Source organism: Leptolinea tardivitalis (assembly GCF_001050275.1).
Lineage (GTDB): Bacteria > Chloroflexota > Anaerolineae > Anaerolineales > Anaerolineaceae > Leptolinea > Leptolinea tardivitalis.
Genome location: NZ_BBYA01000009.1, coordinates 171,932 through 196,371 on the forward strand (window position 1 = coordinate 171,932; position 24,440 = coordinate 196,371).

General features: G+C 49.3%; 25 protein-coding genes and 1 CRISPR repeat array. Of the genes, 5 read left to right on the forward strand and 20 right to left on the reverse strand.

What is annotated here, in order from left to right; all coding sequences use genetic code 11:
• Nucleotides 1–57 precede the first annotated feature (57 nt).
• Both LTAR_RS08075 and LTAR_RS08080 read right to left on the reverse strand, forming a co-directional pair.
• On the reverse strand, nucleotides 58–822 hold the full coding sequence (locus LTAR_RS08075) for a class I SAM-dependent methyltransferase (RefSeq protein ID WP_062421690.1): 765 nt from the start codon (nucleotides 820–822) through the stop codon (nucleotides 58–60).
• Between the two features lie 110 nt (nucleotides 823–932).
• Complete coding sequence (locus LTAR_RS08080; protein ID WP_062421691.1) at nucleotides 933–1,772, reverse strand: SAM-dependent methyltransferase; 840 nt, start codon at nucleotides 1,770–1,772, stop codon at nucleotides 933–935.
• A 223-nt stretch (nucleotides 1,773–1,995) separates the two neighbouring features.
• On the opposite strand from LTAR_RS08080, the gene LTAR_RS08085 reads away from it, so the two are divergent.
• Nucleotides 1,996–2,847, forward strand: a complete 852-nt coding sequence (locus LTAR_RS08085) for a nitroreductase family protein (protein ID WP_081419889.1) — start codon at nucleotides 1,996–1,998, stop codon at nucleotides 2,845–2,847.
• Between the two features lie 85 nt (nucleotides 2,848–2,932).
• On the opposite strand, the gene LTAR_RS08090 is transcribed toward LTAR_RS08085, so the two are convergent.
• The 11 genes from LTAR_RS08090 to LTAR_RS08135 form a co-directional block, all read right to left on the reverse strand.
• Nucleotides 2,933–3,673: a CPBP family intramembrane glutamic endopeptidase gene (locus tag LTAR_RS08090; RefSeq protein WP_062421693.1), complete on the reverse strand. Its 741-nt coding sequence runs from the start codon at nucleotides 3,671–3,673 to the stop codon at nucleotides 2,933–2,935.
• A 119-nt stretch (nucleotides 3,674–3,792) separates the two neighbouring features.
• On the reverse strand, nucleotides 3,793–3,915 hold the full coding sequence (locus LTAR_RS17500; protein WP_269079265.1) for a hypothetical protein: 123 nt from the start codon (nucleotides 3,913–3,915) through the stop codon (nucleotides 3,793–3,795).
• Between the two features lie 77 nt (nucleotides 3,916–3,992).
• On the reverse strand, nucleotides 3,993–4,163 hold the full coding sequence (locus LTAR_RS17135) for a hypothetical protein (RefSeq protein ID WP_158423411.1): 171 nt from the start codon (nucleotides 4,161–4,163) through the stop codon (nucleotides 3,993–3,995).
• A gap of 149 nt (nucleotides 4,164–4,312) precedes the next feature.
• Nucleotides 4,313–4,537 (reverse strand): hypothetical protein, encoded by a 225-nt coding sequence (locus LTAR_RS08095; RefSeq protein ID WP_062421694.1) that lies wholly within the window; start codon nucleotides 4,535–4,537, stop codon nucleotides 4,313–4,315.
• Nucleotides 4,538–4,592: 55 nt separating this feature from the next.
• Nucleotides 4,593–5,432 (reverse strand): hypothetical protein, encoded by an 840-nt coding sequence (locus tag LTAR_RS08100; RefSeq protein WP_062421695.1) that lies wholly within the window; start codon nucleotides 5,430–5,432, stop codon nucleotides 4,593–4,595.
• Nucleotides 5,433–5,466: 34 nt separating this feature from the next.
• On the reverse strand, nucleotides 5,467–6,162 hold the full coding sequence (locus LTAR_RS08105) for a HEAT repeat domain-containing protein (RefSeq protein WP_062421696.1): 696 nt from the start codon (nucleotides 6,160–6,162) through the stop codon (nucleotides 5,467–5,469).
• On the reverse strand, nucleotides 6,163–6,852 hold the full coding sequence (locus LTAR_RS08110) for a TMEM175 family protein (protein WP_081419890.1): 690 nt from the start codon (nucleotides 6,850–6,852) through the stop codon (nucleotides 6,163–6,165).
• A gap of 311 nt (nucleotides 6,853–7,163) precedes the next feature.
• Nucleotides 7,164–7,706 carry a cupin domain-containing protein gene (locus tag LTAR_RS08120; RefSeq protein ID WP_062421699.1) on the reverse strand — a complete coding sequence of 181 codons (543 nt, stop codon included), beginning with the start codon at nucleotides 7,704–7,706 and terminating at the stop codon, nucleotides 7,164–7,166.
• Nucleotides 7,707–7,759: 53 nt separating this feature from the next.
• Nucleotides 7,760–8,632 carry a MurR/RpiR family transcriptional regulator gene (locus LTAR_RS08125; protein WP_062421700.1) on the reverse strand — a complete coding sequence of 291 codons (873 nt, stop codon included), beginning with the start codon at nucleotides 8,630–8,632 and terminating at the stop codon, nucleotides 7,760–7,762.
• A gap of 25 nt (nucleotides 8,633–8,657) precedes the next feature.
• Complete coding sequence (locus LTAR_RS08130; RefSeq protein ID WP_062421701.1) at nucleotides 8,658–9,434, reverse strand: SDR family NAD(P)-dependent oxidoreductase; 777 nt, start codon at nucleotides 9,432–9,434, stop codon at nucleotides 8,658–8,660.
• A 184-nt stretch (nucleotides 9,435–9,618) separates the two neighbouring features.
• Entirely contained in the window at nucleotides 9,619–10,809 is a 1,191-nt protein-coding gene (locus tag LTAR_RS08135; RefSeq protein WP_062421702.1) for a hypothetical protein, read from the reverse strand.
• A 249-nt stretch (nucleotides 10,810–11,058) separates the two neighbouring features.
• Between LTAR_RS08135 and LTAR_RS08140 the strand changes: the two genes are divergently transcribed.
• The 4 genes from LTAR_RS08140 to LTAR_RS08155 all read left to right on the forward strand — a co-directional run bounded on the left by LTAR_RS08140 (nucleotide 11,059) and on the right by LTAR_RS08155 (nucleotide 14,361).
• On the forward strand, nucleotides 11,059–12,324 hold the full coding sequence (locus LTAR_RS08140) for an alpha/beta fold hydrolase (RefSeq protein ID WP_062421703.1): 1,266 nt from the start codon (nucleotides 11,059–11,061) through the stop codon (nucleotides 12,322–12,324).
• 147 nt (nucleotides 12,325–12,471) lie between these two features.
• Nucleotides 12,472–13,065, forward strand: coding sequence for a TetR/AcrR family transcriptional regulator (locus LTAR_RS08145; RefSeq protein ID WP_062421704.1), 594 nt, complete (start codon nucleotides 12,472–12,474; stop codon nucleotides 13,063–13,065).
• A 6-nt stretch (nucleotides 13,066–13,071) separates the two neighbouring features.
• Entirely contained in the window at nucleotides 13,072–13,677 is a 606-nt protein-coding gene (locus LTAR_RS08150) for a class I SAM-dependent methyltransferase (protein ID WP_062421705.1), read from the forward strand.
• A 12-nt stretch (nucleotides 13,678–13,689) separates the two neighbouring features.
• On the forward strand, nucleotides 13,690–14,361 hold the full coding sequence (locus LTAR_RS08155; protein WP_062421706.1) for an L-2-amino-thiazoline-4-carboxylic acid hydrolase: 672 nt from the start codon (nucleotides 13,690–13,692) through the stop codon (nucleotides 14,359–14,361).
• A gap of 678 nt (nucleotides 14,362–15,039) precedes the next feature.
• Nucleotides 15,040–15,594: direct repeats of the CRISPR family, unit length 36 nt; unit sequence GTCTCAATGCCCTGACGGGCATTTATTGTTTTTAAC.
• A 128-nt stretch (nucleotides 15,595–15,722) separates the two neighbouring features.
• On the opposite strand, the gene LTAR_RS08160 is transcribed toward LTAR_RS08155, so the two are convergent.
• From LTAR_RS08160 to LTAR_RS17245, 7 genes are all read right to left on the reverse strand, one after another.
• Entirely contained in the window at nucleotides 15,723–16,532 is an 810-nt protein-coding gene (locus tag LTAR_RS08160) for a DUF4013 domain-containing protein (protein WP_062421707.1), read from the reverse strand.
• 277 nt (nucleotides 16,533–16,809) lie between these two features.
• The gene (locus LTAR_RS08165) at nucleotides 16,810–17,319 is read right to left on the reverse strand and encodes a GNAT family N-acetyltransferase (protein ID WP_062421708.1); all 510 of its coding nucleotides are present in this window, start codon (nucleotides 17,317–17,319) and stop codon (nucleotides 16,810–16,812) included.
• 102 nt (nucleotides 17,320–17,421) lie between these two features.
• Nucleotides 17,422–19,170 (reverse strand): sensor domain-containing diguanylate cyclase, encoded by a 1,749-nt coding sequence (locus LTAR_RS08170; protein ID WP_062421709.1) that lies wholly within the window; start codon nucleotides 19,168–19,170, stop codon nucleotides 17,422–17,424.
• A gap of 128 nt (nucleotides 19,171–19,298) precedes the next feature.
• Nucleotides 19,299–20,873: a xylulokinase gene (locus tag LTAR_RS08175; protein ID WP_062421710.1), complete on the reverse strand. Its 1,575-nt coding sequence runs from the start codon at nucleotides 20,871–20,873 to the stop codon at nucleotides 19,299–19,301.
• Between the two features lie 10 nt (nucleotides 20,874–20,883).
• Complete coding sequence (locus LTAR_RS08180; protein WP_062421711.1) at nucleotides 20,884–22,119, reverse strand: MFS transporter; 1,236 nt, start codon at nucleotides 22,117–22,119, stop codon at nucleotides 20,884–20,886.
• 76 nt (nucleotides 22,120–22,195) lie between these two features.
• A complete protein-coding gene (locus LTAR_RS08185) occupies nucleotides 22,196–23,641 on the reverse strand; it encodes an aspartate aminotransferase family protein (protein WP_062421712.1) in 1,446 nt (481 codons plus the stop codon).
• An 18-nt stretch (nucleotides 23,642–23,659) separates the two neighbouring features.
• Nucleotides 23,660–24,355: a class II aldolase/adducin family protein gene (locus LTAR_RS17245; RefSeq protein WP_201775960.1), complete on the reverse strand. Its 696-nt coding sequence runs from the start codon at nucleotides 24,353–24,355 to the stop codon at nucleotides 23,660–23,662.
• Between the last annotated feature and the right edge of the window lie 85 nt (nucleotides 24,356–24,440).

Consider the following 24,440-nt stretch of genomic DNA (forward strand, 5'->3'; position numbering starts at 1 on the left):
ATTCCATATACGAATAATCCGCCCAAACAGTATCATGAGAAGGATTGATTTATCTCATCAGGCTGCTTTGAATTTCCAGATCATATGCTGGCTTATCATGCTTTCAAAAGGGGTACGATCAAAATTGCCATAAAAGGTGGTTATTTCAAAACCGGCAGAAGCTGCCAGTGCCTCAAATTCTTCTCGTTCTGACAGGCGGAAGTGCAATTCCATGTAACGCTTCCGAAGTAGATTTCCCATTCGGTCATATTCTTCAAAGAATTCGGATGTTTCCACCACCTGCGGGTTACCGGATTGGAATTTTTCCAGCAGCCAGAGAAGGAGTGAGCCTCCGGTTTCCGGCAGACTGTACTTTCGAAATAAACGCAGATTGCCATCTATTTGCTGACGTCTGATCTGGGGATTGCTCAGGGTGCAAATGAACACTCCTCCCGGGATCAGGGAATCGTGTATGCGGATTAACGCCATCTTCTGTTGATCTACAGTGGTGAGGTGGGCGAAAGAATTAAAGGGGATGATCACCGCATCGAATTTTCCTTTGAAGTCTATGGAACAAACATCTTCACTAACCAAATGAGCCTGTAGATTGCGGGATCTCAGTTTTTCATCCAGGATCGCCAACATTTCTGGTGAGCTGTCTTCGCATGTCAGGTCAACCCCGGCTTCAATTAACGGAAGCGATACTCTTCCCGTCCCCGCCATCAATTCCAGAACCGGCCCATTGATTTCTTTCGTTTCCTGCAGAAAGAAGTCAATATCAAATTCCGCCGGAACATAGATATCGTACAGATCTGATATCCCGCTGTAGTCGTTGGTATTCATCCTGGCGTCACTCCCATGCCTGTTAAAAAACCATACCGAATCATTATAGTGATTTCTTACATGAGGGTGACACAACTTCTAATACAGATGCCTCCATCCGGGAAAATTTTCTACTTCTGTACGGCTATCACGGCCATTTCAAACGAATCATCAGAAAAGGGAGTGCCAGCCACATCGTTAAGAACACATTCAATTTCCAGTCCGTTATCTGAAAATTCCTTCTTGATTTCGGGAATGCTGAAATACTGCAGCCAATTATATATGGTGCGGGTACGATCAGCTTCGATGATCGTGTATTTATCCAGTATGACTTTTTCCTGATCATATTTAAAAACATTTAGGAAACCAAAATACTCATTGGGAGACCAAAAACCATAGAGAAGATTGCGTTCAAATCGGGATGATTCTTCCCGGTTGTGATAAGCGTTTAATGTGTATGCATCCAGCAAAACATGCCCCCCGGTTTTCAAATGATGAGAGAACTTCTTGAGCATGATGGATCGTTGCTCCGGACTGAGCGCACAGAAATCGCAATAGATCATCATGATGAGGTTGTAATAATCTGAAGATTGATATTCAAGATAATTCTGCGTAATATACCGGGTGGTAAGACCTTCTTTTTCAGCAGCTTTCCGGGCATAGTCGATGGACCGTTGTGAGAAATCAATCCCGGTCACGTTCATATTCTTCCTGGCAAGCCGTGATGTGTAATGCCCCGGTCCACAGCCAAAATCTGCCACAGAGTCGCCCGGTTGAAGGTCAAAATACCGGATGATCCAATCAACAGATTGGTCTATAAAGCTGAACCGGCGTGAAGATAGGTCGGTTGAATCGTCCAGATGGCAGGCCAGCATTTGTTGAGATGTGTATTCATCCGTCCAGAGGTCTGCTGCCGTGTAAAATTCATATGGTTCCGGACGTGAAACAATGCGGGATAATTCGTTGAACATATTGTTACTCCAATCATGAATCAAAAAACAGGTCTGATGACGGGCAAAAACCCGCACCGATAACGGCACTAGTACATGAATAAGGGATGATTGGAGGGCATTGGATTGATCCTTGAGGTGATATTATAAACCTGGCAGAAAAAGTCCTCCTTTTACGTTCTTGATATGGTTTCCATGATTTTTTCATTTTTCGTCTTAAATCTGGTCATTTCAAGGGGTTATTATGGAATTCTCGCAATCTTTTAGGGATGTAGTCCATAAACGATATTCCTGCCGGATCTATTCGGAGGAACTGATGTCTGAAACGACCCGGGTGGAATTGGAGACTTTCATTGTCAATCTGCCGCAAGGACCATTTAAGAGTCCATGCAGGTATCAACTGACGGCCATGGATGGGAAAACCGAAAATCCATTGCATGGGCTCGGCACATATGGCGTCATAAAACAACCAAGCGGATTCATAATTGGGGCAACGGTTGATGGGGAAAAAAACCTTGAAGATTTTGGTTATCAGATGGAATTGCTCATCCTTAAGGCAGCCGACCTTGGCCTGGGAACTTGCTGGTTGGGAGGCTCTTTTACCCGAAGCACATTCTCAAAAAGGATGGCTGTCAGAAAAGATGAAATTCTTCCGGCTGTGGTCTCCATTGGACGACCCGATTTGGAGAAAACCCGGGAACAGATTGACATGTCTCGCAAGCGGTTCGATCCAGAAAAATTATTCTTTTCTGGCAATTTCACCCATCCATTGACGTATTCAGAGGTTGGAGATTTTGCTTTTCCGCTTGAAATGGTCCGGTTGGCACCGTCTGCCAAGAATTACCAGCCCTGGCGGGTAGTCAAAGCGGGCAACAACTGGCATTTTTACCTTCAGCGTACCCGGAGCTATCGGGAAATGGTGGTGCCGGCAATCACGGGAATTGCCGACCTGCAGCGCCTGGATATGGGTATTGCCATGTCTCACTTTGAACTGGCTGCCCGCGAGGCGGGGTTGACCGGCCGGTGGCAGGTGGAAGACCCGGGTATTGAAAAAACGGGGAAATTGATGGAATACTCGGTCAGTTGGGTTCAGTAAGGTACTGAGCCTGGAACATGGTAGAAAAACGTCCCGAAACCCAATATTAATAGTTTCGGGACGTACCAATTAATCATGGAAAAAATCAATGAGAGGCCAGCAGCGCAAGCAAAGGCAGCATTCCGATGATATTCACACTGCAATGCGTGATTATCCCCAGATAAATATTCTTCTTCCGCGAAACAACATATACCATAGGGATCAGGGCTAAAATCCGGGTGATATTTTGCCAGGGGGAAAAGAAATGGTAAAGGGAAAAAAGTAAAACGTTGATCAATGGCGCCCACGTTGTTGAGACAGGAATGCGCGGGAGCAGGTATCCCCTAAAATAGAGTTCTTCCACAATTGGACCGGCAAACCCGTTCAACACAAAACCTGCGATGACGGTTGTCCACAGAACGGATGAAGGATATTGAGCCAGAATTTCGGCTGATTGCGAAACAATTGACCAGGTTGGGAGCCAGGAAAAGAAATGCTGGATTAAATAAGAGTCAAGGGGACCGAGGGTAACAAAAAACAACCCGCACCAGCAGATCAACAGCGGAACGAAAACAAAATATTGCCAGACCGGGATGGGTTCGCGATTCAACACAATATTGTTCAGAGAAAACTGCCCGTTTTGTTTCTTTCCCTGAATAAATAAATAACCCAATTCAAAGGGGACCAATACAACGAGAATGGCCAGTAGAATGGGCATGAGTACCGGAAAGCCGGCTTTGATCAAAAATGGACCTGATATGAAATACAACAGTGTGATCAGGGCTCCAGGAAGTAGATGCAGCAGGATACTCTTCCATAAAGAATGATGTTGGATTGGTAAATTCATGATCGACAAATTGACTCTTTTCTGGGGATTTACTGGCAGAATTTCCAGTTTATATAAATACGAAAAATTTTTTATTGAGTTGTAGGAACATTTGAGCCTGCAAAACAAATTGTGTCTGTTTACCTGGAATACCAATCACGATCTTTGAGCAACAAAACCAACGCACCAAATTCAACAGCCATCAGGCTGAAATCTGCCCAACCCAAATCATCCATGATGGATGTCAGAAGGATTATTACCAATACCCCATTAATTAAACAAAATGACTCCCGGGCGGGGCTCACCCGGAAGTCTTTTTTTGTAAGGAAGAATAGACGAACTACAATCCCTTTGTAATTGTGGCGATAGCCAGAAGGGCCAGGCCGACGATGGCAAGCCAGATGGCGAATGCTGAGATGGCCGGAACGACGTTGAAAGCGCCTAATAAAGCCAAAATGCCGAGAATAACCGAGATCCACCAGGTTACAACTTTGGGTGCGCTGAATTTCATGAGATTTCTCCTTTTTCTTTCATTTTCTCCCCCGCCCCACGGTCAAATTGACCTGTCGAAGAGAATGGTGAGATAGTTCATACTATAGACAATTCCAATGGTTCGTCAATATTGATGAGCTGTTTTAACAAAATTCTAATGTTTGAGGTTTATCCCATCCGACTGTTTAATTCTGCCAGCAATTTTTCTGCTTTTTCGCGATTGATTCCCATCAGGGCAGCCTGAGGCATGGCCAGAACATTGTTAATCGTCATACCGCGGATCATACCCACCATCGGATCAGAATAGGCACGGGGAGTATATTGTTCAATGATTTCTTTCGCTTTTGGATCATCCAGAATAGTTCCGATCATTGTGTCGAGTGTAAATGCCATGCAGCCTCCAACGGGTTAATTAAGAAATGATTTATCAGGATCAATGTTTTCGGGATTAATTATGAAGCATTTCCCAACCCTGTTTAAGAACTACTACCTGTGACATCAGTACACAGAAGAAGAATACGCTTAAGATGCTAAACGTTATGGTCACAGCTTTTTCAACATTCTGAGAGAAGTCTTCAAGCAGCCATTTCGTTTGTTGCATGGATGCCTGCGATTCGGCCAGCATACCTTTATAGGTTTTCAGGCTATCTGAAATCTTTTCGGCATTATCTTTGATTGCCTGAAAATTATCTTTGATTTCTGTCAGGTTGTCATCCGTCCGGCCGATGTTTATGGATACATCCTCAAACGCAGACGGCATGCTTTTAATATTCGTTGATAGATTGCCCAGAGATTCAGCCAGTGTTTTTTCTGGATTATAGGGAGGCTGTGGTGCCGGAAGAAACGTTTTAAGCAAAGGGACATTCCCAAGCATGGATTGAAACGAATCGAGGGAATGTATGGCGCCTTCCAGCGAGACCGCTGCCGATTGTGCCGCTTTCAGAGAATCATCGGCTGCCTGGAAGGCGGATGGAAGAGTGTCTTTCATCAGACTATTGAGGTTGTCGAGGACGGGTTGGGTATCAGCGACAACCTCAATGGTGTTATCCAGAACGTTTTTCAGGGAATCCACACTTTGAATGGAAGCGTCCAGGGTTTCACCGGCAAGCGTCAGGGTGTTACTACTGACATCCAGATTCGATCGTAATGTATCTGTAACATATAGGACAGATGTGACCACCTTCGGCCTGACTAACCATAACCCGACGATTCCCGCCAGTCCCAACAAAATACCCAGTGATCCAGCGGCCAATACCAGAATTCCCAGAGTTCGGCGAAGCAATCTCATATACTCCTCCGTTTTTCCATATTTCTGTATACGTTCAGATTTGATTAAGGTTGCCGGGTTTGACCTGGAGTTGTGTCAAAATGGCCGACGGATTAACGCCGACCAGACGGCACAATTCAATGAAATGCTTCATGCGGATGGCCAGATCTTTTTCATGGAAATCATAAATGATCGTATTGTCAGGATCGAAATCTGATTTGGCTTTACCATAAAGAAATAGCGACATGGCGGCACAATGGACACGGACATCATCATTGCCGGTCAGAGCCGTTGAAAGAATACACCGGCGGATTGCTTCGGTGGGGTAGGTTTTGGCCAGGCTGAGGGCAAAGGTTAAACCATTTCCAATTTTTGTATCTGGCAGAGTCTGTATTACAACCTCTTCAACCTGATCTTCAATACCCATTTCTTTCAAGAACTTTGCGGCGAACAACCGGCATTCCAGATTATGACTTTGAAGACAGTCTCGAAGAGCCTGAACGGCAAAGGGAGTGTTCAGGGCAGCCAGGGCTTCCACATCACGCCAGTCACTGTCTTTCCGTGAGATCAACAGATCTTCCACCTGTTTCAGCTCGCTTCGATTCATTTCATTAAATGCATCCAGATCATATCCAATACCGTCATGCCATTTGTAGAAATCAATCTTCATGCTTTCGAGGAAACGTTGAAAGGCCGGACCTTGACTGTCTGGCGGTTCATCTGATGCGCGCCTGAATTTTGTTTCAGCCATTCAGGCTTGTTCCTGTTTTCCGGTCTTTGCTCTGAGCCTGTGAACCGTTCGGATGCTGAATGTGTACGAAAGTATTGGCATGAGCAGCCAGATGGCATAGACCGGATAAACGCTTAGAAAACTGATTGGTATGGAGATGCCGATTATGATGGGAGTAGATAACCACAGGTTGCCGATCATCCTGACAACCTCTGGTTCCATATTTTCAACAATCAGATGCCCGTTCCCCGATGCATAACGCCATTCGTACCATGAGATCAAACTGAACATGGCCAGATTTCCCCCAAAGATTGCCAGCGCCAGTGGATCGAGTGGATATTTGCCGAGAATATCGGCCGATGTGGGCAGCAGCACAATGAACATCAGCGAGAGAAGGTTGAGCCAGATGAATGTGCCGTCTGCGTTGGTGATATACCGTATGGTACGCTGGTGGACATCCCATTGCTGGGCAACCACCAGAAAGGTGAATACAAAGATCACCACTTTTGGCAGAAGAGCATACAGACTTTGCCCCAGATTGCCCTGGCCAATTTCGGGTATTTTCAGGTCGAAGGCCAGCAGGGTGAGTGAGAAGGCAAAAATGGCATCACCAAGGGTCTCGAGCCTGGAAAGGCTCATAAAAAACCGGGGGATGCCTGCCATCTTGCTTTTATTGGGTTTTGCGATAGCATTATTTTCCGTTTTTTTCATAACAGATGCAGTCTATCAGAAATCCGATCAAACAGAAAATGGAATTCTGACAGGAGTTGTTTGGGATTTTTTCACAATTCTTTGGACGGGATTTTTTGGAGGTTTTTTTATGACCGCCATGGCTGTTTCTGCCCTGATTTTCCATAGAGCGGGTGATGCCGCGATAGCGGGGACCATTGTTGGTATTCTCTCTATTCTGATTTTCACCGTATATGAGTGTACTCGGGGGTGGCGAGCCTGGGAAACTTCGCAGAAAATTAAAAAAACCTCCTGATATAGAAAATCAGGAGGCCTGAAAATATGCAGAAACATCAAACCGTTCGCAAAGGTGCACCGGGGCGGGTCAATGAGCGGATAAGATCGGCTTCCTGCGGATACCGGCGGATCATGTCCTGTTGTTCGCCGCCTTCGTAATCGCTGTCAGCGTAACCGGGTGACATGGTTGTGCCGGCCAGGGCGAATTGACCACCCGGCAGCAGATGTGAACTCTGCCAGACACCGTGCGGGACGGTAAATTGCACTTTCTGTCCGTTTAAGACATCATGCCCAAGGATAATACGTTGACTTTTTCCGTCGGGATAAAGCAGCAACATTTCCACTGGATCGCCCATATAGAAATGGTAGGTCTCATCGATGGGCAGACGGTGAATGGCGGAGAAACAATCAGGATCATCGGTGTAAAAATATAAAATGCCTGTCCCCATGGGATGCGGACCGACACTTCCTGCCGGTAACACATTTTCGGGTAATAGATCAGGACTCTTATAGGTTTGCTTATACCACCCGCCCTCAACCGGCAGAGGTTCAAATTTAAAATAATCCATCAATTTTTGAATATAAGCTTTGTCGGTCATGTTTTCTCCATTTTTCAAACAGTAGGTAATTGTATTCGAACTTCTTATTAAATTCATCCAATGTCATTATCTCCTGCCGGCATATGCATTTTAGAAAGAGCATTCCAGATTTTCATCTGATTTCGGCTGGTATTTGCGCGGTCATGAATTTCAAGGCCGGTATAAATCACATCGATGATGGTCATCAGAGCAACCGGGGATTCATATAAATCAGGATGCAAATCACGCGTTGCGCAGGTCAGGGTGACGTCTGCCGCCTCAGCCAACGGTGAAGCTGGATTGCCGGTGATGGCGACCACCCTGGCGCCGCTCATTTTTGCCTGCCTGACGGCTTCTACCAATGTCAGGGGGGTGCCGGTTCGGGAAATGCCAATGACGCAATCTGTATTCTTCAAAATAGATGCCTGCATTACTTGTTCATAGGCATCGGTCACCGCGTTGACTCTATACCCCAGCCGGAACAGCCGATTGAAAAATATGCCAGCCAGAGGGGCAGACGACCCTACGGCGTAAACCGATAAGCTGGCGGAAGAATTGATGATATCCAGCGCTTTCAAAACCGATTCGGTTTTTAGTGTTTGCAGTGTGTCTTGAAGCAGGCGAATATTGGAAAAGAATATTTGTTGGATAATCCCCTTCGAATCGGAATCATCCGTAATCTGGTTAAAAATTTCTTCTGCCGGGTGGGCTGTATCGGCTGCCAGTGTGATCTTCATCTCGTTCAGGTTTTCAAATCCGATGGCACGGATAAACCGTACCACCGTGGCATCACTGACATCCGATGCAATGGCAATTTCCAGCAGAGACATGCGCAATACTTCGAGCGGATGCGCGAGGACATACTCTGCCACTTTGCGCTCTGAATGTGACAGGGTTTGCCTGTTTGCCAGAATGCTGTTTCTTACACTGCGATCCAATCCGGCCATGCTGTTTTACCTGATCTGACCAGGTTCAAAAGAGCGGGCAGGCCTGAACGCCGCCATCAACGATCAGGTTGGTACCGGTGATCCAGCGGGCTGATTCACCTGTCAGAAAAATACAGGCATCGGCAATGTCTTCAGGTTCGCCCAGGCGGCCCAGGGGCGTGCGGCGCATGAAACGGTTGTATCCATCAGGCCAGGCAGTTTCCAACCCCGGGCGATTGATCAAGCCGGGAGAAACAGAATTTACGCGAATGCCATGCGGTCCCAGTTCCTGGGCAGCGGCTTTTGTAAAAGCAATGACACCCGCTTTCGCGGCGGAATAATGACTATGGTCAGCCAGCGGATTGGTGGCATCAATAGAACCAATGTTAACAATCGCCCCACCTTTGCCTGCCTTTATCATTAAGCGGGCGGCTGCCTGGGTGCACAGAAAAACAGACTTAAGATCAATATTGATGGTTTGATCCCATTCCTCTGGTGTCATTTTCAACACGCTGGCGTTAGGATAAATACCGGCATTATTTACGAGTGCATCGGGTACACCAAATTCACGGGTGATTTTTTCGAAGGATTCGGTTACCTGTTTTGGATTTGATACATCACATGTTACGGGGAATGCCCTTCGACCTGTATTGACGATGTACTCACAGGTAGCTTCAACCTGGTGTAGATCGCATACCACCACATCGGCACCGGCGGCTGAGAACCGCCGGGCAATACCGGCCCCTATGCCTGACCCGGCTCCGGTCACCATGACGATTTTCCCTGAAAGATAGGAGCTCTGAACGGGGACTTGTGTTGTCATACCTTTCACCTTCCTCTTGGTGTGAAAATAAATATTTTCTATTTATTGAACTGGCGGATTACACTATTGTAGCAATGCTACAACACAAATGCAATATTGTTGCAATACAACAGACCGGGAGACAGTAGACGATAGTAAAATCCTGATCCAACAAAAAGATCCGGTAAGTGCCGGATCTTTTTGTTCATCTGGTAATACTTACCTTCAACGTGTATGTGGCATTCCCACGCGTTGGGCCGACCAGAATGGCATACGTCCCCTCTTTCTTAATTGATCCAGACCAGTTGTTTGTGTCTTTGCCTTCTTCTGTTCCGGGGAGCGGGTTGTTATCTGGCCCGATGATTGTGAAGACGGCATTGCCTTCTGACGAGGTCACCAGAACTTCGAAGTTTTCTCCGGTAACCATTTGCAGACTGTACCGGTCTCGTTCGCCCCTGATGACCGATCCTTTGATTTCCTGATTGATGAGACCGGCATCAGACCGGATTACCTGATCTTTTGCGATTTTTGCTCCCAGGGCTGTTGATGGGGTTGAGGCGGCGGCTGACTTTGTCGCCAGGCCTGATCCGAGCGGCGGAATAGTCACGCTCAACTGATATGGAACGGGTTGATCAAACACCGAGACGAGTTCTACATAGTAATCCTGGGAAGCCGGTAGCCGGATGGATATGTCTTTTGTGGGAGACTGAGATGTGTAGGTTGTGCCATCCATACTCCAGATATTCAGGTAGGCTTTGGCATCTGCCGGATCCGTGGTCAGACGGATGGTCATCTCCTGCCCGGCCATGGCTCCGAGGACAAACCGTTGGACCTGTTTGGGAGTCAATTCACCGGGGGTATGCCAGCCGGTGGTATTGGGCTGGAACTGTATGCGCGTGGCTTCGGGAAGGGAGAGCGGCTGCATTTTGATAGTCATCTCATAGCCCATAGATTCCTGGGCGCTATTGTGAAGATCAAGATAATAATCCTGTGTGGATGGGATAACACCTTCCCATTCCGTCAGCCCGGCAAGCTGTGGGATCAGATTGGTGCCGTCTGCGCCCCAGAAAGCCAGTGAACCCAGAGTGCTGTATTCAATTTTTGCTTTGATGTTGATCTTTCGACCCGAGTCACCTTTAAATACCATCTGGATAGATTCGTCGGGTTTAATCTCACCGGAACCTGAAATCATGGTTCGGGAAGAGAAATCGAGCCGTGAGGCATCCGGCCGGGCTGAAGGATGCTGGGGAGCCGAAGTCGCTGCCGGAAGTGGTGTGGGGATGGGATATGTGGGGATCACAGTCGCCGTCGGAACCTGTGCGGCCGGTTGGCAGGCGCCCAGTGCCAGAGAGGTCAGAACCATAATCACAGCGATGTTCTTGCAGGGTAATTCCATTTTTTCCTCCGTGAGATATACCGGGTAAGAATGTTCGAGGAATTCCAACCTGAATTACCATTTTCCCCTTATTCCATTATAGCTGAGAGACCCTCCCTTTAAAATTCTGCGCTTGTAACCCGACCCTGTTTTCGGTAGAATCGTTGAAACCACAGCCTGAATTGGGGTAGTTCCGAGTGTGTCAGGTTCTATATCCACTGGAGGCGTAATCTCCAGTAAACACCTGGAAGTTTAAGTGGGAGAAAATATATGCAAAGCATCCTTCGTGTTCTGGCGAAAATCGGAATCGCCCTGCTGTGTATTCTTGCCTTTCTCTTTTCGATAATTTTCTTCTTCCCGCTTACCTTGCTTCCCAAAGCCACGGCTGTTCCCATGCCGGTGTGGGTTCTTCTTATGGCCGCTGGATTGTTTGCCCTATCTTTGCAGTTCTGGATAAAACCGGTTGGAAAAGGGATTGGATTAAGCCTGGCCGGTGCATTGGCTGTCACCGCACTGGGTGTGGCCGCCTCCCAGATGTATGCAACCACGCCGCCTATTACAGATGCACAGGGCAATCCTGTTCCCGGCAGCATTGCTACACTGGAAAAAATGACCCTCAACGGCAGCCAGCAGTGGGTATCCATACGCGGAAAGGATGCCACCAATCCTGTTCTGCTCTTCCTGGCCGGAGGGCCGGGCGGCAGCCAGATGAGCACCGAACGCCTGAACCTGCCCGGGCTCGAAGACCACTTTGTGGTGGTCAACTGGGACCAGCCCGGGGCGGGAAAGTCATTTGATTCGGTTGACCGTTCAAAGATAACCGTGGAACGGTATATCGAAGACGGGCACGAACTGGTGCTGCAGCTCCGTGAACGCTTCAAGCAGGACAAGATTTACCTGGTGGGAGAATCCTGGGGGAGTGTACTGGGTGTACTGCTGGTTCAACGCTACCCAGAATTGTTCCAGGCTATGGTGGGCACCGGTCAGATGGTGGCTTTCATTGAAAATGACCGGATTTGCTATGAATTTGCCCTGAATTGGGCCCGCGAACGCGGTGACACGGCCAAAGTGGAAAAATTATTGAAACAGGGACCGCCGCCTTATTATGACAAAAACCTCATCTGGGAAGAGGCGGCTTTTCTGCTGGATACCTATGATTATATGAACCAGAATCCTCAAATAAATGATAACGGGTCCAACACCTGGCGTGATCTCGCCGCGCCGGAATATGGACTGTATGACAAGGTGAGCTGGTTCCGCGGCGGTATTGAAACTCTTGGTATTGTTTACCCGCAGCTCTGGCATGTGGATTTCCGCAAACAGGCGACAAAACTCGATGTACCTGTGTATTTCCTGATCGGCCGGCATGACATTAATGCGCCGGTGAAACTTGCCCAGGAATATTACGATCTGTTGGATGCTCCGCACAAAGAAATTGTCTGGTTTGAACACTCCGGCCATAATCCCTGGGTGAACGAAGCCCCTGAGTTTGAACGGGTTATGGTTGAGAAGGTGCTGGCCGAGACGAGGGACTAGGATCAAGATCGGATAACGAGAAAAATCATAATTACCATGAACCCCGCAAAACCCAGAGACTATACATCCCCGGGTTTTGGAAATTAAAAATGATGATATAATCATATATGAATAAATAATAAATATATTCATATATAAAGGGTAATAATGCCGCGCGGATTTACCCCCACCCAGACTCAAAACATCACCCGCAGGCTGATGGATGCTGCCCGAGAGATGGCCCAACAAACCGGCGTGCGCAAAACGTCGGTTGAATCGTTGACCCGGGCAGCGAACATTTCCACCGGGGCGTTCTATCATTTCTTTCCGTCCAAAGAAGCCCTGTTTTTCAGAGTGTTTGAAGAGCTGGAAACTTCTCTGAAAGACGAATTTCTTGATTTGATAGAACCCCTGCCGCATGGTGACAGGTCTGCGCTGAAACAGGCAGTAATGACCATGTTGTCATCTGAAAAAATGAACCGGCTGGTATCCTTTATCCGGCGGGAAGAGATGGATTACCTTTTACTCAATCTCGAACCGGCAAGTCTGCTGGAGCATCAGCAATCTGACCGCGAATATATGCAGCAGGTTCTCGATATTCTATCCCTGCGGGGTTTTCGCTCCACGGGGGATGCCAGCCGGGTGAATAACTACATTCAGGCGTTGTTCCTGCTGATGTTTGACCGCAGTCAGTTCCAGCCTGATGCAGACCGCATCCTTTCCAGTTTCGTCGGTGCCATGCTGACCGATTTATTTGGATAAACTACCATGACCGATTGGAAAAACACCTGTTTTTATCCGATGATGAATCGGGCGATGAGCACTCCTATCTATGCAAACCTGCGAAAGGAAGTCCTTTCAACAGCTTCAGGAAATATCCTGGAAATAGGTTTCGGATCGGGACTGAACCTTCCATATTATCCTGCTGATGTACATGCCATTACAGCGGTGGATGTCAGCCGGACGGAACCGGCTGCCCGCCGGTCTGATCTGGCAGTCGATTTCCACCAGACTCCGGCTGAATCCCTGCCCTTTCCAGACGGAACCTTTGATACGGTCGTCAGCACCTTCACCCTGTGCAGCGTTTCTGATGTACAGCGCTCACTGGCCGAAATTCGGCGGGTGTTGAAACCTGGTGGACGATTCCTTTTTGCAGAACACGGCCGGAGCTGGAACAAAGGGATGGTCTGGGTACAGCACCTGACCAATCCTTTATACCGCCTGTTTGCGGCCGGCTGTAATGTCAACCGCAACTTTCCTGTGGAATTCACCCGCAGCGGCCTGATTGTGACTGCCATGCGGCAGGTCTACAATCCCGAAGAATCGATCTCGGGTTACTACTACATCGGATCGGCTCTAAAGGTGACAGAATAGGAGCAGCACAGAATGTTCAAAATCAAGACGTGGATTATTTTCACTTTCATGACGGTCATGGCGCGGGCGGATATCATCCGGCTGTACGGCCGGGAGTTTTACTCCCGGTTTGTGCAGGAATCCCGGAAGGAACTGCGTTCCATCCTTAACGAGACACCCGATATCGGAGACAGTGTTTTCAGCCTGAATTATCACTATGGACCGTGTTATTTCTCGTGGTACAGGGCTTTTCGCTCGCTGGGTATCGAAAAGGAAGCCGCGTTGCAGCATATCTGGCTGATCAACGAAGCCATGGTCAGGCCGCTGCCAAAGTTCGTGCTGCACTGGTTTGCCAGAGCCATGTACCTGGGTGAATTCCGGCGCAAGGCGGCCGAAGCTGAAAAGCGCGGCAAGGCCGGTCAGCTTCACCCGTTTGACTGGCGTATCGAGTATATGGATATAGACAGGCACACCTTTGGTATCAATATTTACGAATGTGCCATGTTGAAGCTGGCGGATAAATTCGGGTACCGTGAGCTTTTCCCTACCATTTGCCGCATGGATTACCTGTTTTCACACTATTTTGACAACGGCTTCACTCGAACCGGCACACTGGCTGACGGGAACGCCTGCTGCGACTGTGTGTATGAATATCCGGGCAGGTGTGAGTGGTCGCCCGAAAAGGGATTCGAGACCCGAAAGTAGATACTATCGGGCGGGATCGCTTTTGTTCCCACCATAGTAATTTCTATCCGATGACCATATGGTTGAGCGAGATGCCTGTTTGACAGGTCACCCGGTATGTGGCTTGAAATCTCATAGGGTGGGATCGCTTTTGATCCCACCACATTAATTTTATCCGATGACCATATGGTTGAGCGAGACGCCTGGTTTGACAGGTCACCCGGTATACGGGTTGAAGTCTCATAGGGTGGGATCGCTTTTGTTCCCACCATAGTAATTTCTATCCGATGACCATATGGTTGAGCGAGATGCCCGTTTGACAGGTCACCCGGTATGTGGCTTGAAATCTCATAGGGTGGGATCGCTTTTGATCCCACCACATTAATTTTATCCGATGACCACATGGTTGAGCGAGACGCCTGGTTGAAAGGTCACCCGGTATACGGGTTGAAGTCTCATAGGGTGGGATCGCTTTTGATCCCACCCTATTAATTTCTTTCCGGTGGTCTTTTGGATGAAAAAAGCCCGTTTGACAGGTCACCCGGTATTTTGACATGGATCGAATGGACAGAATCAGGTGGGTTGAAGGCTCTCCATGTTTGGCAAAGCTCTTTCAAATGGACAGGGTTTTCAAATGTGCCTTCAACCCACCCTATAAGAATTGTGCTGTGTTATCAACGGTACGGCACTCAAGGCAATGTCTCAATGCCCTGACGGGCATTTATTGTTTTTAACTGATGACTTAGAATCACTGTACAAAATTGGTCGTCGTCTCAATGCCCTGACGGGCATTTATTGTTTTTAACGAGCGGTTGCCGGAATTTGCTCTTAGTAAGCCCCGCTGTCCGTCTCAATGCCCTGACGGGCATTTATTGTTTTTAACACGACCGTAGACATACCGGGTCTACGGCCAGAGCAAAGAGGGTCTCAATGCCCTGACGGGCATTTATTGTTTTTAACGCAACCCGGGGCAGTTGTCTAATGATTTAGAAGAATTAGGTCTCAATGCCCTGACGGGCATTTATTGTTTTTAACAAAGATGGATTACTTGGAGCCTTGTGGCTCATAGCGGTAAGTCTCAATGCCCTGACGGGCATTTATTGTTTTTAACCAATTGTGAATAACCGGATTGATGTGATTCGTTTCGTCTCAATGCCCTGACGGGCATTTATTGTTTTTAACCAGCGAGAACTTACGCTTAATCAACTTTTTGGTATCGTCTCAATGCCCTGACGGGCATTTATTGTTTTTAACCGTGATGCGCTCTTTTCTTTTAATATATTCCTCTGGACGCGCACCCCACATGGAAATTATACCGGATATTCCATTTTTGGGAGGGGGGGTGCGCGAAAAGATTACGGGATATCTGGCATCGAATGTCATCACGAGGGTTTCTCCTCCTGTACCGCAACTATACTGGCTTCCGCCAGCTTAAGCTCGGCCAGCTCCAGGTTTTCCACCCCCTCGCGGTACGCCCCGGCCACCAGCGCGGCGCCAATCAGCATAACGTAGAAACCGACGGCCAGCGGCAGGAGGACGATCAGGCAGATCAGCACGATGGTCATGGAAAAAATCTGGCTGACAATGTAAACCAACCCCATCAGGCCGGTGATCACCAGCAGGGCAATGAGAAATCCTCCGGTGTTAGCGCGGAAGATTTTCCACCAGCCGGTGAAATCAAACCCAGCGGAAAACGAATCACGGGCTACGGTGTGTCCCAGTGCGGCCGGCAGCACCAGGAAGGTGAGTGTACCCGTAAGAATGCTCAACCCGATGCTCAGAAAGAGGATGCCGATGGCCACAAACAGGAGTATGGAAGCCGGTGAATCGGGGTGGTTTCCTGCGGCAGTCATCGCTCCGATGAAGGTAACAATGTAGATACCCATCCCGGCAAATGACACAACCAGGGTGGGAAGGCTGTACAGAAAGGCAACGCAAAACAGCCGCCAGCCGTCTTTTAGGAATTTTCCCCAATTGTCCCATTCCGGCAGGTACAGGCTGCCGCGGTCAACAATAACCCGGTGCATGATCTGGTACACATAGCCCATCAGGATCAGGCCGGGGATGATCGGGATGATCATGCCGGCCAAGGTCAGGCCGATGCCGATCAGCATTTTGGACTGCCAGCGGTCTTCATGGAAGGGGAAAGCCAGCAGGGTTTGCAGAGGGCGTGTGGAAACTTCAGTGGTCATGGATGCTCCATTGAATGAATCTGATAGATTTTACTTCGACAGGCTCCCTTTGACAGGCTCAGGGATCGGGGCCGGGACAGGGGTTGGGGCGGAAACAGGAAGAGTCGGTGGTAAACGGTTCATCCCCCCTTTGACAGGCTCCCTTTGACAGGCTCCCTTCGACAGGCTCCCTTTGACAGGCTCCCTTCGACAGGCTCCCCTTCGACAGGCTCAGGGGCCGGGATCGGGATCGGGACATCCCTATTATAGGGTAAACCATGTGTCAGCGGGGGGAATATTACACTGACGCCGGATCGAGGTCGTAGATAAAGTGAATGGCGGCAATACGGCCGCCGGATTTATCAAAACGTTCTTCGATGAAATGGGGTTTGAACCCCAGTTTCTGGTAGAGCAGCAGGCCGTCAACATTCTGGTTGAAGCAGGAGAGCTGTACATTTTTGACCCGGTATTTTTCCCTGGCAAGGCCAATCATCGTACGGACCAGGTACGAACCCACTCCCCGGCCGCGCGCCTCCGGTGAGACAATCACGTTGCCGATGGAACAGGTGTCCCCCGGCTGGCAGATATAAAAATTGGCGAATCCAGCCGTCTTGCCGTCCAGAAGCACCACGGTGGAATCCTTTCGATTGTTGATGGAATCCCGGAGCTGTTCAATCGTCAGCGGGTATTCCGCTTTGGGGAACATGAAAAACAATTCCTGTTCGCTGCGGGGAAAACGACAGATGACCGGCAGGTCGGCATCCGTCACCGGGCGGTGGGATAGGCAGGTAGTGTTGTTGGTTTCCATGCAGGATACTATAGACCAATCTCCTGCAGAGATCAAGGAAATTACGTGCCGGTTGCGTTCAATCCGCCAATCATCCGGTAAGGTGCGGCGGTTCCACGGGTCTTATCGGGCACGCACCTGGTTTCGACCGGCACTTTTGGCATCATACAAAGCCTGGTCGGCACGTTCAATAATTGACTTCTCGCTGTCGCTTTCACAACAACTGGTCACCCCGAAGCTGCAGGAGATGTGTCCAATCTCGGGTATATCGAGTGCTGAAATTTTCTCGCGGATTTTCTCCGCCACCTGTGTTGCCCGGGTCAGATCCGTCTGCGGAAGGATGATCAAAAATTCGTCTCCGCCCCACCGGCCGACAAAATCAGATTCTCGGACTGTTTTCCTCACTGTTTCGGCAATTTGTTGCAGCATCGTATCACCGGCATTATGCCCAAATGTGTCGTTGATATGCTTGAAGAGATCAATATCAAATAGAATCACAGAGAACATGGATGAATACCGGGCGGCGCGTGCCAGCTCTTTATTAATCGAGATGTCCAGTGATCCACGATTGTTGATCTGCGTCAGGCTGTCTGTGCAGGATAATAATTGCAGTTCTTCATTGGCCTGTTCTAATTCATCTGTCACCGCACCCAGAAAATGGACAAGCCGTAAGGTTGTATTTTGCGGGTGGTTGATTGACAGATCATTCTGATCTTCTTCCATACCGAGGCGGAATGTATTTTCAGGCGGTCCTTCACGAAAACCCACGGCAACCAGCGTTGAGTTCAGCACTTTTACATTTTCGCCCGTGCCATGCAGCTCTCCGTAGGTATAAAAGCCAAATGTCGGGGCAATGGATTCAAAAGGCGATGTTTCTTTTTCTACATCATTTTGCATAAGGAACCGACGGCAGCAGCAGGAAAAAAGGAAGAGCACATCGGGATCAAAACTGGCCAGGTCCTTCTTAATTTCGGCGGCATCTCGAATGATCATTTCAGGATTGCCGTACCCCATTCGGAACGTTTCGCCTTTCTTGATGTCGGCGACGAATTTTATGGTTCCATCTTTTCTGGCGCCAAAGGGAACCCGTGCCATGACCACATTTTTTCGGTTGAACATGAAGGGGAATGCCAGGGCGTTAAGGAAAAATTTTTCGTCATTGAGAACACCCAGATAATGGGCATAAATATCAAAGGCTGGTTTCCCATCCACCGATTTGACCAGCAAGCCGTCCGTATCGGTGATGGTCATTTCTTTGCCGATCATCCGCCAGCCAAGATACGTACTGGTTTTAATGTGCAGGTCTGACCCTGAAAACACAACAGCCACCACCCCGCTGTCGAAACAGGCGTTCCCGTCAAAAACCAGAGATCTTGACATCTCTGCATAGTCACCTGCACCGCCGCCAAAAACCGGAAAGTCGCTCTTCTGTGATTGGAATCCCTGCATCAGCGAGGCGACATCGATCAGAAGAGGAGTGGTGAGCAACAGGATGCCGCTGATGGGAAGGTTCAGGGCGTCAATGGTACTTCGCAGCTGCCTGCCCGCATCTTCTTCCTTGCCGCTGTCACAATCCAGATGAACAGATTGGATATGGGATGACTGAAAGAACGTGAATCCAACAATGGTCTGCCCGGTGATGGTATGACCGTTAATGATTTCACCAAATGTGCTCGCCCCGACAATTACCGCTGAAGGGAATCTACATGAAATCTTTTCCTGTAGTTCCCTGTACCAATCTTTCTGGTTCAGGGCGCTGTAGATTTGAACAAGTATGGCCGAAGAATGCTGAGCTTCACTGGCAAGATCAGGCGAAGCCAACATACCGGCAATGGCAGTAGAATCGTTTACCGTAAATGAAAAATGCTTCATATTCTTTTTAGGAGGGCAACAAATTCTACTACTATTATGCTATTTTTGACATAAAAACACCAGAAATTTTATGGATGATTAATGGGATTTATGCCTGGTTTATCCGATTTATTCGGATAAACCAGGCGTTATCTATTCAACTGGTGATATATCCCTTTCATCTGTTGATAGATTTTCTTAAAAATATCAAAACAAGAATCATAGGTGTTTCGATTCTGAGGATTGGGAACATAGGTGTTTTTGAATTTCACCAGCTCCGGTATGTCATTGAAGGTGATCTCACCCATCCCAACCGCGCCGATCCAGGCAGCACCGCGCGCATTGGCATACACCGGGTCTGCCACCTGATGGATTTCCACATTCATCACATCTGCGAATATCTGGCACCAGATATCCGATTGTGCCCCGCCGCCCACGATATTGACATGATAAATTTTCCGTCCCATGAATCGCTGCATCGGGTCAAGCAGCCAGCGGGTGTTATACGCAATACCCTCAAGGAATGCTCGGATGATATCTTCGCGCGTATTGCGAAGTGACAGATTATACAATCCGGCACGCACGGCCCGGTCATCAATGGGCGCACGTTCCCCCCAGATCCAGGGTGTATAAATCACCCCGTTGCTGCCCGCCGGAACGCGGGCGGCAATGATATCCAACACCTTGAAGATATCTGGAACATTCTCTTCCTGCAGGAGCTCATCTTTGTGATACAGAATATTATCGCGCAGATAGGTCAGATTGCCTCCGGCGGTGGCCTGCAGGGCAGTCAGCAGGTAATGGCCCGGCAGTGCGCAGGGCACTGAGGCCATAGAGGTGGCGATATCCGTCTTTTTGAAAGGCACATGGGCGGCCATCCAGGAAGACGTGCCGATATACAGATGAGCGGCAAAATCAGCCACGGTTCCGGCGCCGATGGCAGCCGCCGTATTATCAATGGCCCCTGCCACCACCTTTACATTGCGAGACAAACCGAGCAAGTCGGCGATTTCAGGTTTCAGATTTCCCAGAACTGCCGTACAGGGGACGATTTCGGGGTATTTTTCAGCCGCAATACCGCTGGACTGCACCAGCCCGGCATGGTAATGGACGGCATCTGGGGAGCGGTTATCGGTCACCCAGGAGGTGAGGATCGAGTCATACGTGGCGGCAAAACGGCCGGTTAACCGCATGTTGAGGTAATCCAGCACATTCAAGAACTTGTATGTGCGTTCGTATATCTCCGGGAATCGGTCACGCACCAGGAGCATATGCGAAGAGGGGTCTTTGCCGGTCAGAGAGGGCATTCCGCCGGTGAGAGTGACCCAGCGGAGAGTGTTATACACGCTGACTCCGCCCATATTGACCAGCCCGTGGAATTGTTTTTTCAGGTGTGGTTCGCCGCGCATATCCATCCACAGGATGCAATTCATCAGGGCATGCCCGTCTTTATCAACCGGGATGGTACCTTCTCCTTGTGTGGAAGCACAAATGGCGGCCACATCTTTCTTTGCATCCGGGAACCGTTCGAGCAATTTTTGTGTGGTTGACAGTAAAACACTCCACCATTCATCGGGAGATTGTTCGGCCCCGCCATCCGGAGTCAAATACAGCCGGACAGGCTGGCTTTCCCATCCCACTACCTGTCCGTCCACGCGGATTAAGGCGACTTTCATGCAGGATGTACCGTGGTCAATGGCAAGGATGAGCGGCGATTCTGTCATAAGAAATATCCTAGTCTACAGATAAAGATGGTTCACTGGTCGGAGTTTCAAATTCGGGGTCTTTAAGCCGGGTGATGAGAAAAGTGCCCAGAACGAGCAGTCCGAGTGCAAGCAGCAAAGCCGGAGTGAAGGAACCCTCCGGTGTTTTCACGGCTTCCATGATATAGACAAACACAACGGATGCCTGCCCGAAGAGCTGGATCAGCCCGTTGGATGTGCCTTCGGGAGTGGGGCGGGTGATTTCGGCGGCATATTGCATACCGATGGGCATGGCGCTGGTGAGAAAGAATCCCAGACCAAACGCCGAAATTAATAACACCCACAGCGATGTTCCATACGTCAACCCGATAAGAAACGGAATGGTCAACACAAAACCCATCAGAATGAAACGTTTGCGTTTGTGCTGACGGTCTGAGAAGGGCGGAATGACTACAGCTCCAATGACGCCGCCTGCCAGCATTAAGGCTCCCAGCGTACCGGCATCTGTGGGGGTAAAACCGCGCGGACGGATGATGCTCTCCACCCAGGTGGTGATCCCATTGAAAACTCCCAGGCCGATAAACGAAACCGCCAGGTAAATCCAGAAATACCGGTTTTTCGCGGCATTTTTGAGTCCATCGAGCATGAGGGCGCGCACTTCCTGCCCGGCCGGGCAGGGAGGAGTGGGTGGTGTTTCCCGGGCCAGAACCACAAACAACACGGCAGAAAGGGCGGCCACACCGCCAAAGATCAATTGAACATTGGGGATGCTCATAGATTCAATCAAAACAGGAGTGAGTACCATGCCCAGTGCCGTTCCGACCAGATTGGAGAGTGTGACCATACCTACGGCGGTGGCACGTTCTTCGATCGAGAACCAGTTGGCTGGAACCTTCGTCCAGGCGTTTAACAGGAAAGGTTGTGCGGCGGCTATTCCGATGGTTGCCAGCAGAACCGTGTTGTAACTGGTACCGGCCAGTCCGCGCAGCAGTCCAAAAACGCCCATGAGGATGGCGCCAATACTTACAGCAAGGCGGAACCCATAGGTGTCAATCACCCAGGAGACTGGAATGGAAAGCGGAATAAACGCGATCATGAACGACATGGCCAGCCAGCCGATCTGCAAATCTGACACACCGTAAAACATGGCGGCCGGGCCGGTTATGGGTGCGTAACTGATCCAGAGGATCTGGATGGTCAGGTTGATGAACATAAAGACCGCCAGTACGACCCATCGGTAAGGATACAGTCTGTATTGATTGTTCATGATCTGTGCTCCGGTTGTGGAATTATTTTAAGAAAAAATCATCCCCGCAGAAAGATTGCGGGGATGCCTGAATATCTTAAACGCACTCGCTCAAAACAAGCTCGAACCGGCGCAGGGCTTCGTCAATCACCTCGTCGGTGTCGGCCATGGAGGTATACATACGTGAACCGGCCAGAGTGATCAGTCCGTTGGCCATATAAGCGGCACCCATTTGTTCAATCATATGCTTGCGGGGTTTCAATTCTTTGGCCAGTTTAATGGGATTTCGCAGGTCCAGCAGCATGACGCCCGAGGTTTCAAGATGCACAATGGAACCCTGGTTGAAGGCTACAAACGGCAATCCATATTTATCAATGATAGCATTGAGCCCCTTGGTCAGCCTGTCACCGGCTTTTCCGGCAATGACCGGAGCGTTGGTTCGTTCCATCTCTTTCAGGGCATAATATCCGGCCACACAGGAAAGCGGGTTGGCTGATAGTGTGCCTCCCACATAGGCTTTCTCTCCCACACCGCCAATACCGGCAGCAAACGTCATGATGACATCACGGCGGCCGCCAACACCCCCGGCCATCGGGTAACCGCCGGTAATGCACTTGCCGAACACCGTCAGGTCAGGTTTGACGTTGAAATATCCCTGAGCTCCTCCCAGCCCGAGGCGGAAACCGGTGACCACTTCATCAAATATGAGCAGGGCGCCAAATTCATCGCACAACTCGCGGACTTTCTGGTTGAAATCATAGGGAACCGGCCGCGTACCGCTCTCCGGTCCCACCGGTTCAACAATCACCGCAGCCGTTCCGCCCAGCAGGCGGTTGAAAACAAGCCGCCGTTTCAGTTTTGCCAGACTGTTGGGGAAGAATTCTTCTGTGGTTGCGTTGGCGCCACGGGGAATGCCTGTGGCTTCCAGCCGGCCGGTGCCGGGAACATGAAGACCAAAGACCATCTGGTCGCTCCAGCCGTGATAGGCTCCGCCTACTTTAATGACATATTTTTTCTTTGTGAAAGTGCGGGCAGCCCGGATGGCTGCCATCACACCCTCGGTACCGGAACCCAGCATGCGGAGCATTTCAATGGAAGGCATGTACTGGTTGATCAGTTTGGCCAGTTTCAACTCATACTCATGGAACAGACCGGTTACCGGACCGCAGGATCGCAGCATATCAAAAACTTTTTCCCGCACGGGTTCATAGTTGCTGCCGAGGACAGTCGGTCCACCTGCCTGAAGGAAGTCAATGTACTGATTCTGGTCGGCGTCCCACAGGTAGGCTCCGTCTGCCTTTTCAATGGCGATCGGAAAAGGATAGTTAAAGGCCAGGTTGTGTTGCACCCCGCCGGGAATATATTTTTTCGCTTCGTCAGTCAATTCTTTGGAGCGTTTGCATTTGGTCTCAAAGAAATTGAGATACTCCTTCATTTTTTCTTCCCGTACCGGCCGCAGAGGCTGCTTTACAAGGTTGTTCAACCGCGCGTAGACGGCATCCACATCGGGGTATTCGCTAATGGCATAGTTTTGTTCGGTCATCCTGGTCTCCCTGAAGATTTACTTGTCTTCACTTTTTTCAGAATTCTTTAATAACTCGGTTACCCGTTTTTCAATTTTCTTCTGATCGCTGCGGAGTTTGGAAAAAGCAATCTCTCGCACGGCCAGGGGAATCTTGGTCACATCACGTTCGCTGCAAAGAGACAGCAGGTAAGCCAGCGCGCATTTTTCTAGAACTTCTACATTATCAAGAGCGCGGTCCATATCGCTGCCAAAAACCAGAGCACCATGATTTTGCATCATATAGGCATTGTGGTGATTTTTTACGCTTTTGGCCACCTGATTTTTCAAGAAACCGGTCCCTGATGGTGCATAGGGGATAATATCCACGCTGCGGCCCAGGAAGCGTACCTGTTCGTCAAACAGTGCCGGAATGGGTGCTTTGATCAGAGTGAGAGCGCTGGTATACACCTGATGGGTGTGGATGATGGCGTTAACATCCCCGCGGGTTTCGTAGATGGCGCAGTGCATGGCCGCTTCGACAGACGGTTTAAGCATCCCCTCGAGAATCTGTAAATTGAAATCCAGAACACAGACATCGTCTGGCGTCATTTTCAGGTAGTCAAAATTGGATGGGGTTACGGCAAAAGCCTGACGGCCGGGAATGCGCATGGAAACATTCCCTCCTGTGGCCATAAGGTAGCCTTTTTCCACCAGAGTACGGCAGGTGGAAACGATGGTTTCTTTCACAGGCATAAAATCTTCCATATACACCTCTTTATTTTCCGCTTTTTGTGTACCTGTATGGGGGATAACCCTGTCAACGGGGTGGGGGATAAAT

Coding starts and splice junctions, on each gene's coding strand:
- LTAR_RS08075 (WP_062421690.1), bottom strand. CDS start 822: ATGAATACCAACGACTACAGCGGGATATCAGATCTGTACGATATCTAT.
- LTAR_RS08080 (WP_062421691.1), bottom strand. CDS start 1,772: ATGTTCAACGAATTATCCCGCATTGTTTCACGTCCGGAACCATATGAA.
- LTAR_RS08085 (WP_081419889.1), top strand. CDS start 1,996: ATGGAATTCTCGCAATCTTTTAGGGATGTAGTCCATAAACGATATTCC.
- LTAR_RS08090 (WP_062421693.1), bottom strand. CDS start 3,673: ATGAATTTACCAATCCAACATCATTCTTTATGGAAGAGTATCCTGCTG.
- LTAR_RS17135 (WP_158423411.1), bottom strand. CDS start 4,163: ATGAAATTCAGCGCACCCAAAGTTGTAACCTGGTGGATCTCGGTTATT.
- LTAR_RS08095 (WP_062421694.1), bottom strand. CDS start 4,537: ATGGCATTTACACTCGACACAATGATCGGAACTATTCTGGATGATCCA.
- LTAR_RS08100 (WP_062421695.1), bottom strand. CDS start 5,432: ATGAGATTGCTTCGCCGAACTCTGGGAATTCTGGTATTGGCCGCTGGA.
- LTAR_RS08105 (WP_062421696.1), bottom strand. CDS start 6,162: ATGGCTGAAACAAAATTCAGGCGCGCATCAGATGAACCGCCAGACAGT.
- LTAR_RS08110 (WP_081419890.1), bottom strand. CDS start 6,852: ATGAAAAAAACGGAAAATAATGCTATCGCAAAACCCAATAAAAGCAAG.
- LTAR_RS08120 (WP_062421699.1), bottom strand. CDS start 7,706: ATGACCGACAAAGCTTATATTCAAAAATTGATGGATTATTTTAAATTT.
- LTAR_RS08125 (WP_062421700.1), bottom strand. CDS start 8,632: ATGGCCGGATTGGATCGCAGTGTAAGAAACAGCATTCTGGCAAACAGG.
- LTAR_RS08130 (WP_062421701.1), bottom strand. CDS start 9,434: ATGACAACACAAGTCCCCGTTCAGAGCTCCTATCTTTCAGGGAAAATC.
- LTAR_RS08135 (WP_062421702.1), bottom strand. CDS start 10,809: ATGGAATTACCCTGCAAGAACATCGCTGTGATTATGGTTCTGACCTCT.
- LTAR_RS08140 (WP_062421703.1), top strand. CDS start 11,059: ATGCAAAGCATCCTTCGTGTTCTGGCGAAAATCGGAATCGCCCTGCTG.
- LTAR_RS08145 (WP_062421704.1), top strand. CDS start 12,472: ATGCCGCGCGGATTTACCCCCACCCAGACTCAAAACATCACCCGCAGG.
- LTAR_RS08150 (WP_062421705.1), top strand. CDS start 13,072: ATGACCGATTGGAAAAACACCTGTTTTTATCCGATGATGAATCGGGCG.
- LTAR_RS08155 (WP_062421706.1), top strand. CDS start 13,690: ATGTTCAAAATCAAGACGTGGATTATTTTCACTTTCATGACGGTCATG.
- LTAR_RS08160 (WP_062421707.1), bottom strand. CDS start 16,532: ATGACCACTGAAGTTTCCACACGCCCTCTGCAAACCCTGCTGGCTTTC.
- LTAR_RS08165 (WP_062421708.1), bottom strand. CDS start 17,319: ATGGAAACCAACAACACTACCTGCCTATCCCACCGCCCGGTGACGGAT.
- LTAR_RS08170 (WP_062421709.1), bottom strand. CDS start 19,170: ATGAAGCATTTTTCATTTACGGTAAACGATTCTACTGCCATTGCCGGT.
- LTAR_RS08175 (WP_062421710.1), bottom strand. CDS start 20,873: ATGACAGAATCGCCGCTCATCCTTGCCATTGACCACGGTACATCCTGC.
- LTAR_RS08180 (WP_062421711.1), bottom strand. CDS start 22,119: ATGAACAATCAATACAGACTGTATCCTTACCGATGGGTCGTACTGGCG.
- LTAR_RS08185 (WP_062421712.1), bottom strand. CDS start 23,641: ATGACCGAACAAAACTATGCCATTAGCGAATACCCCGATGTGGATGCC.
- LTAR_RS17245 (WP_201775960.1), bottom strand. CDS start 24,355: ATGCCTGTGAAAGAAACCATCGTTTCCACCTGCCGTACTCTGGTGGAA.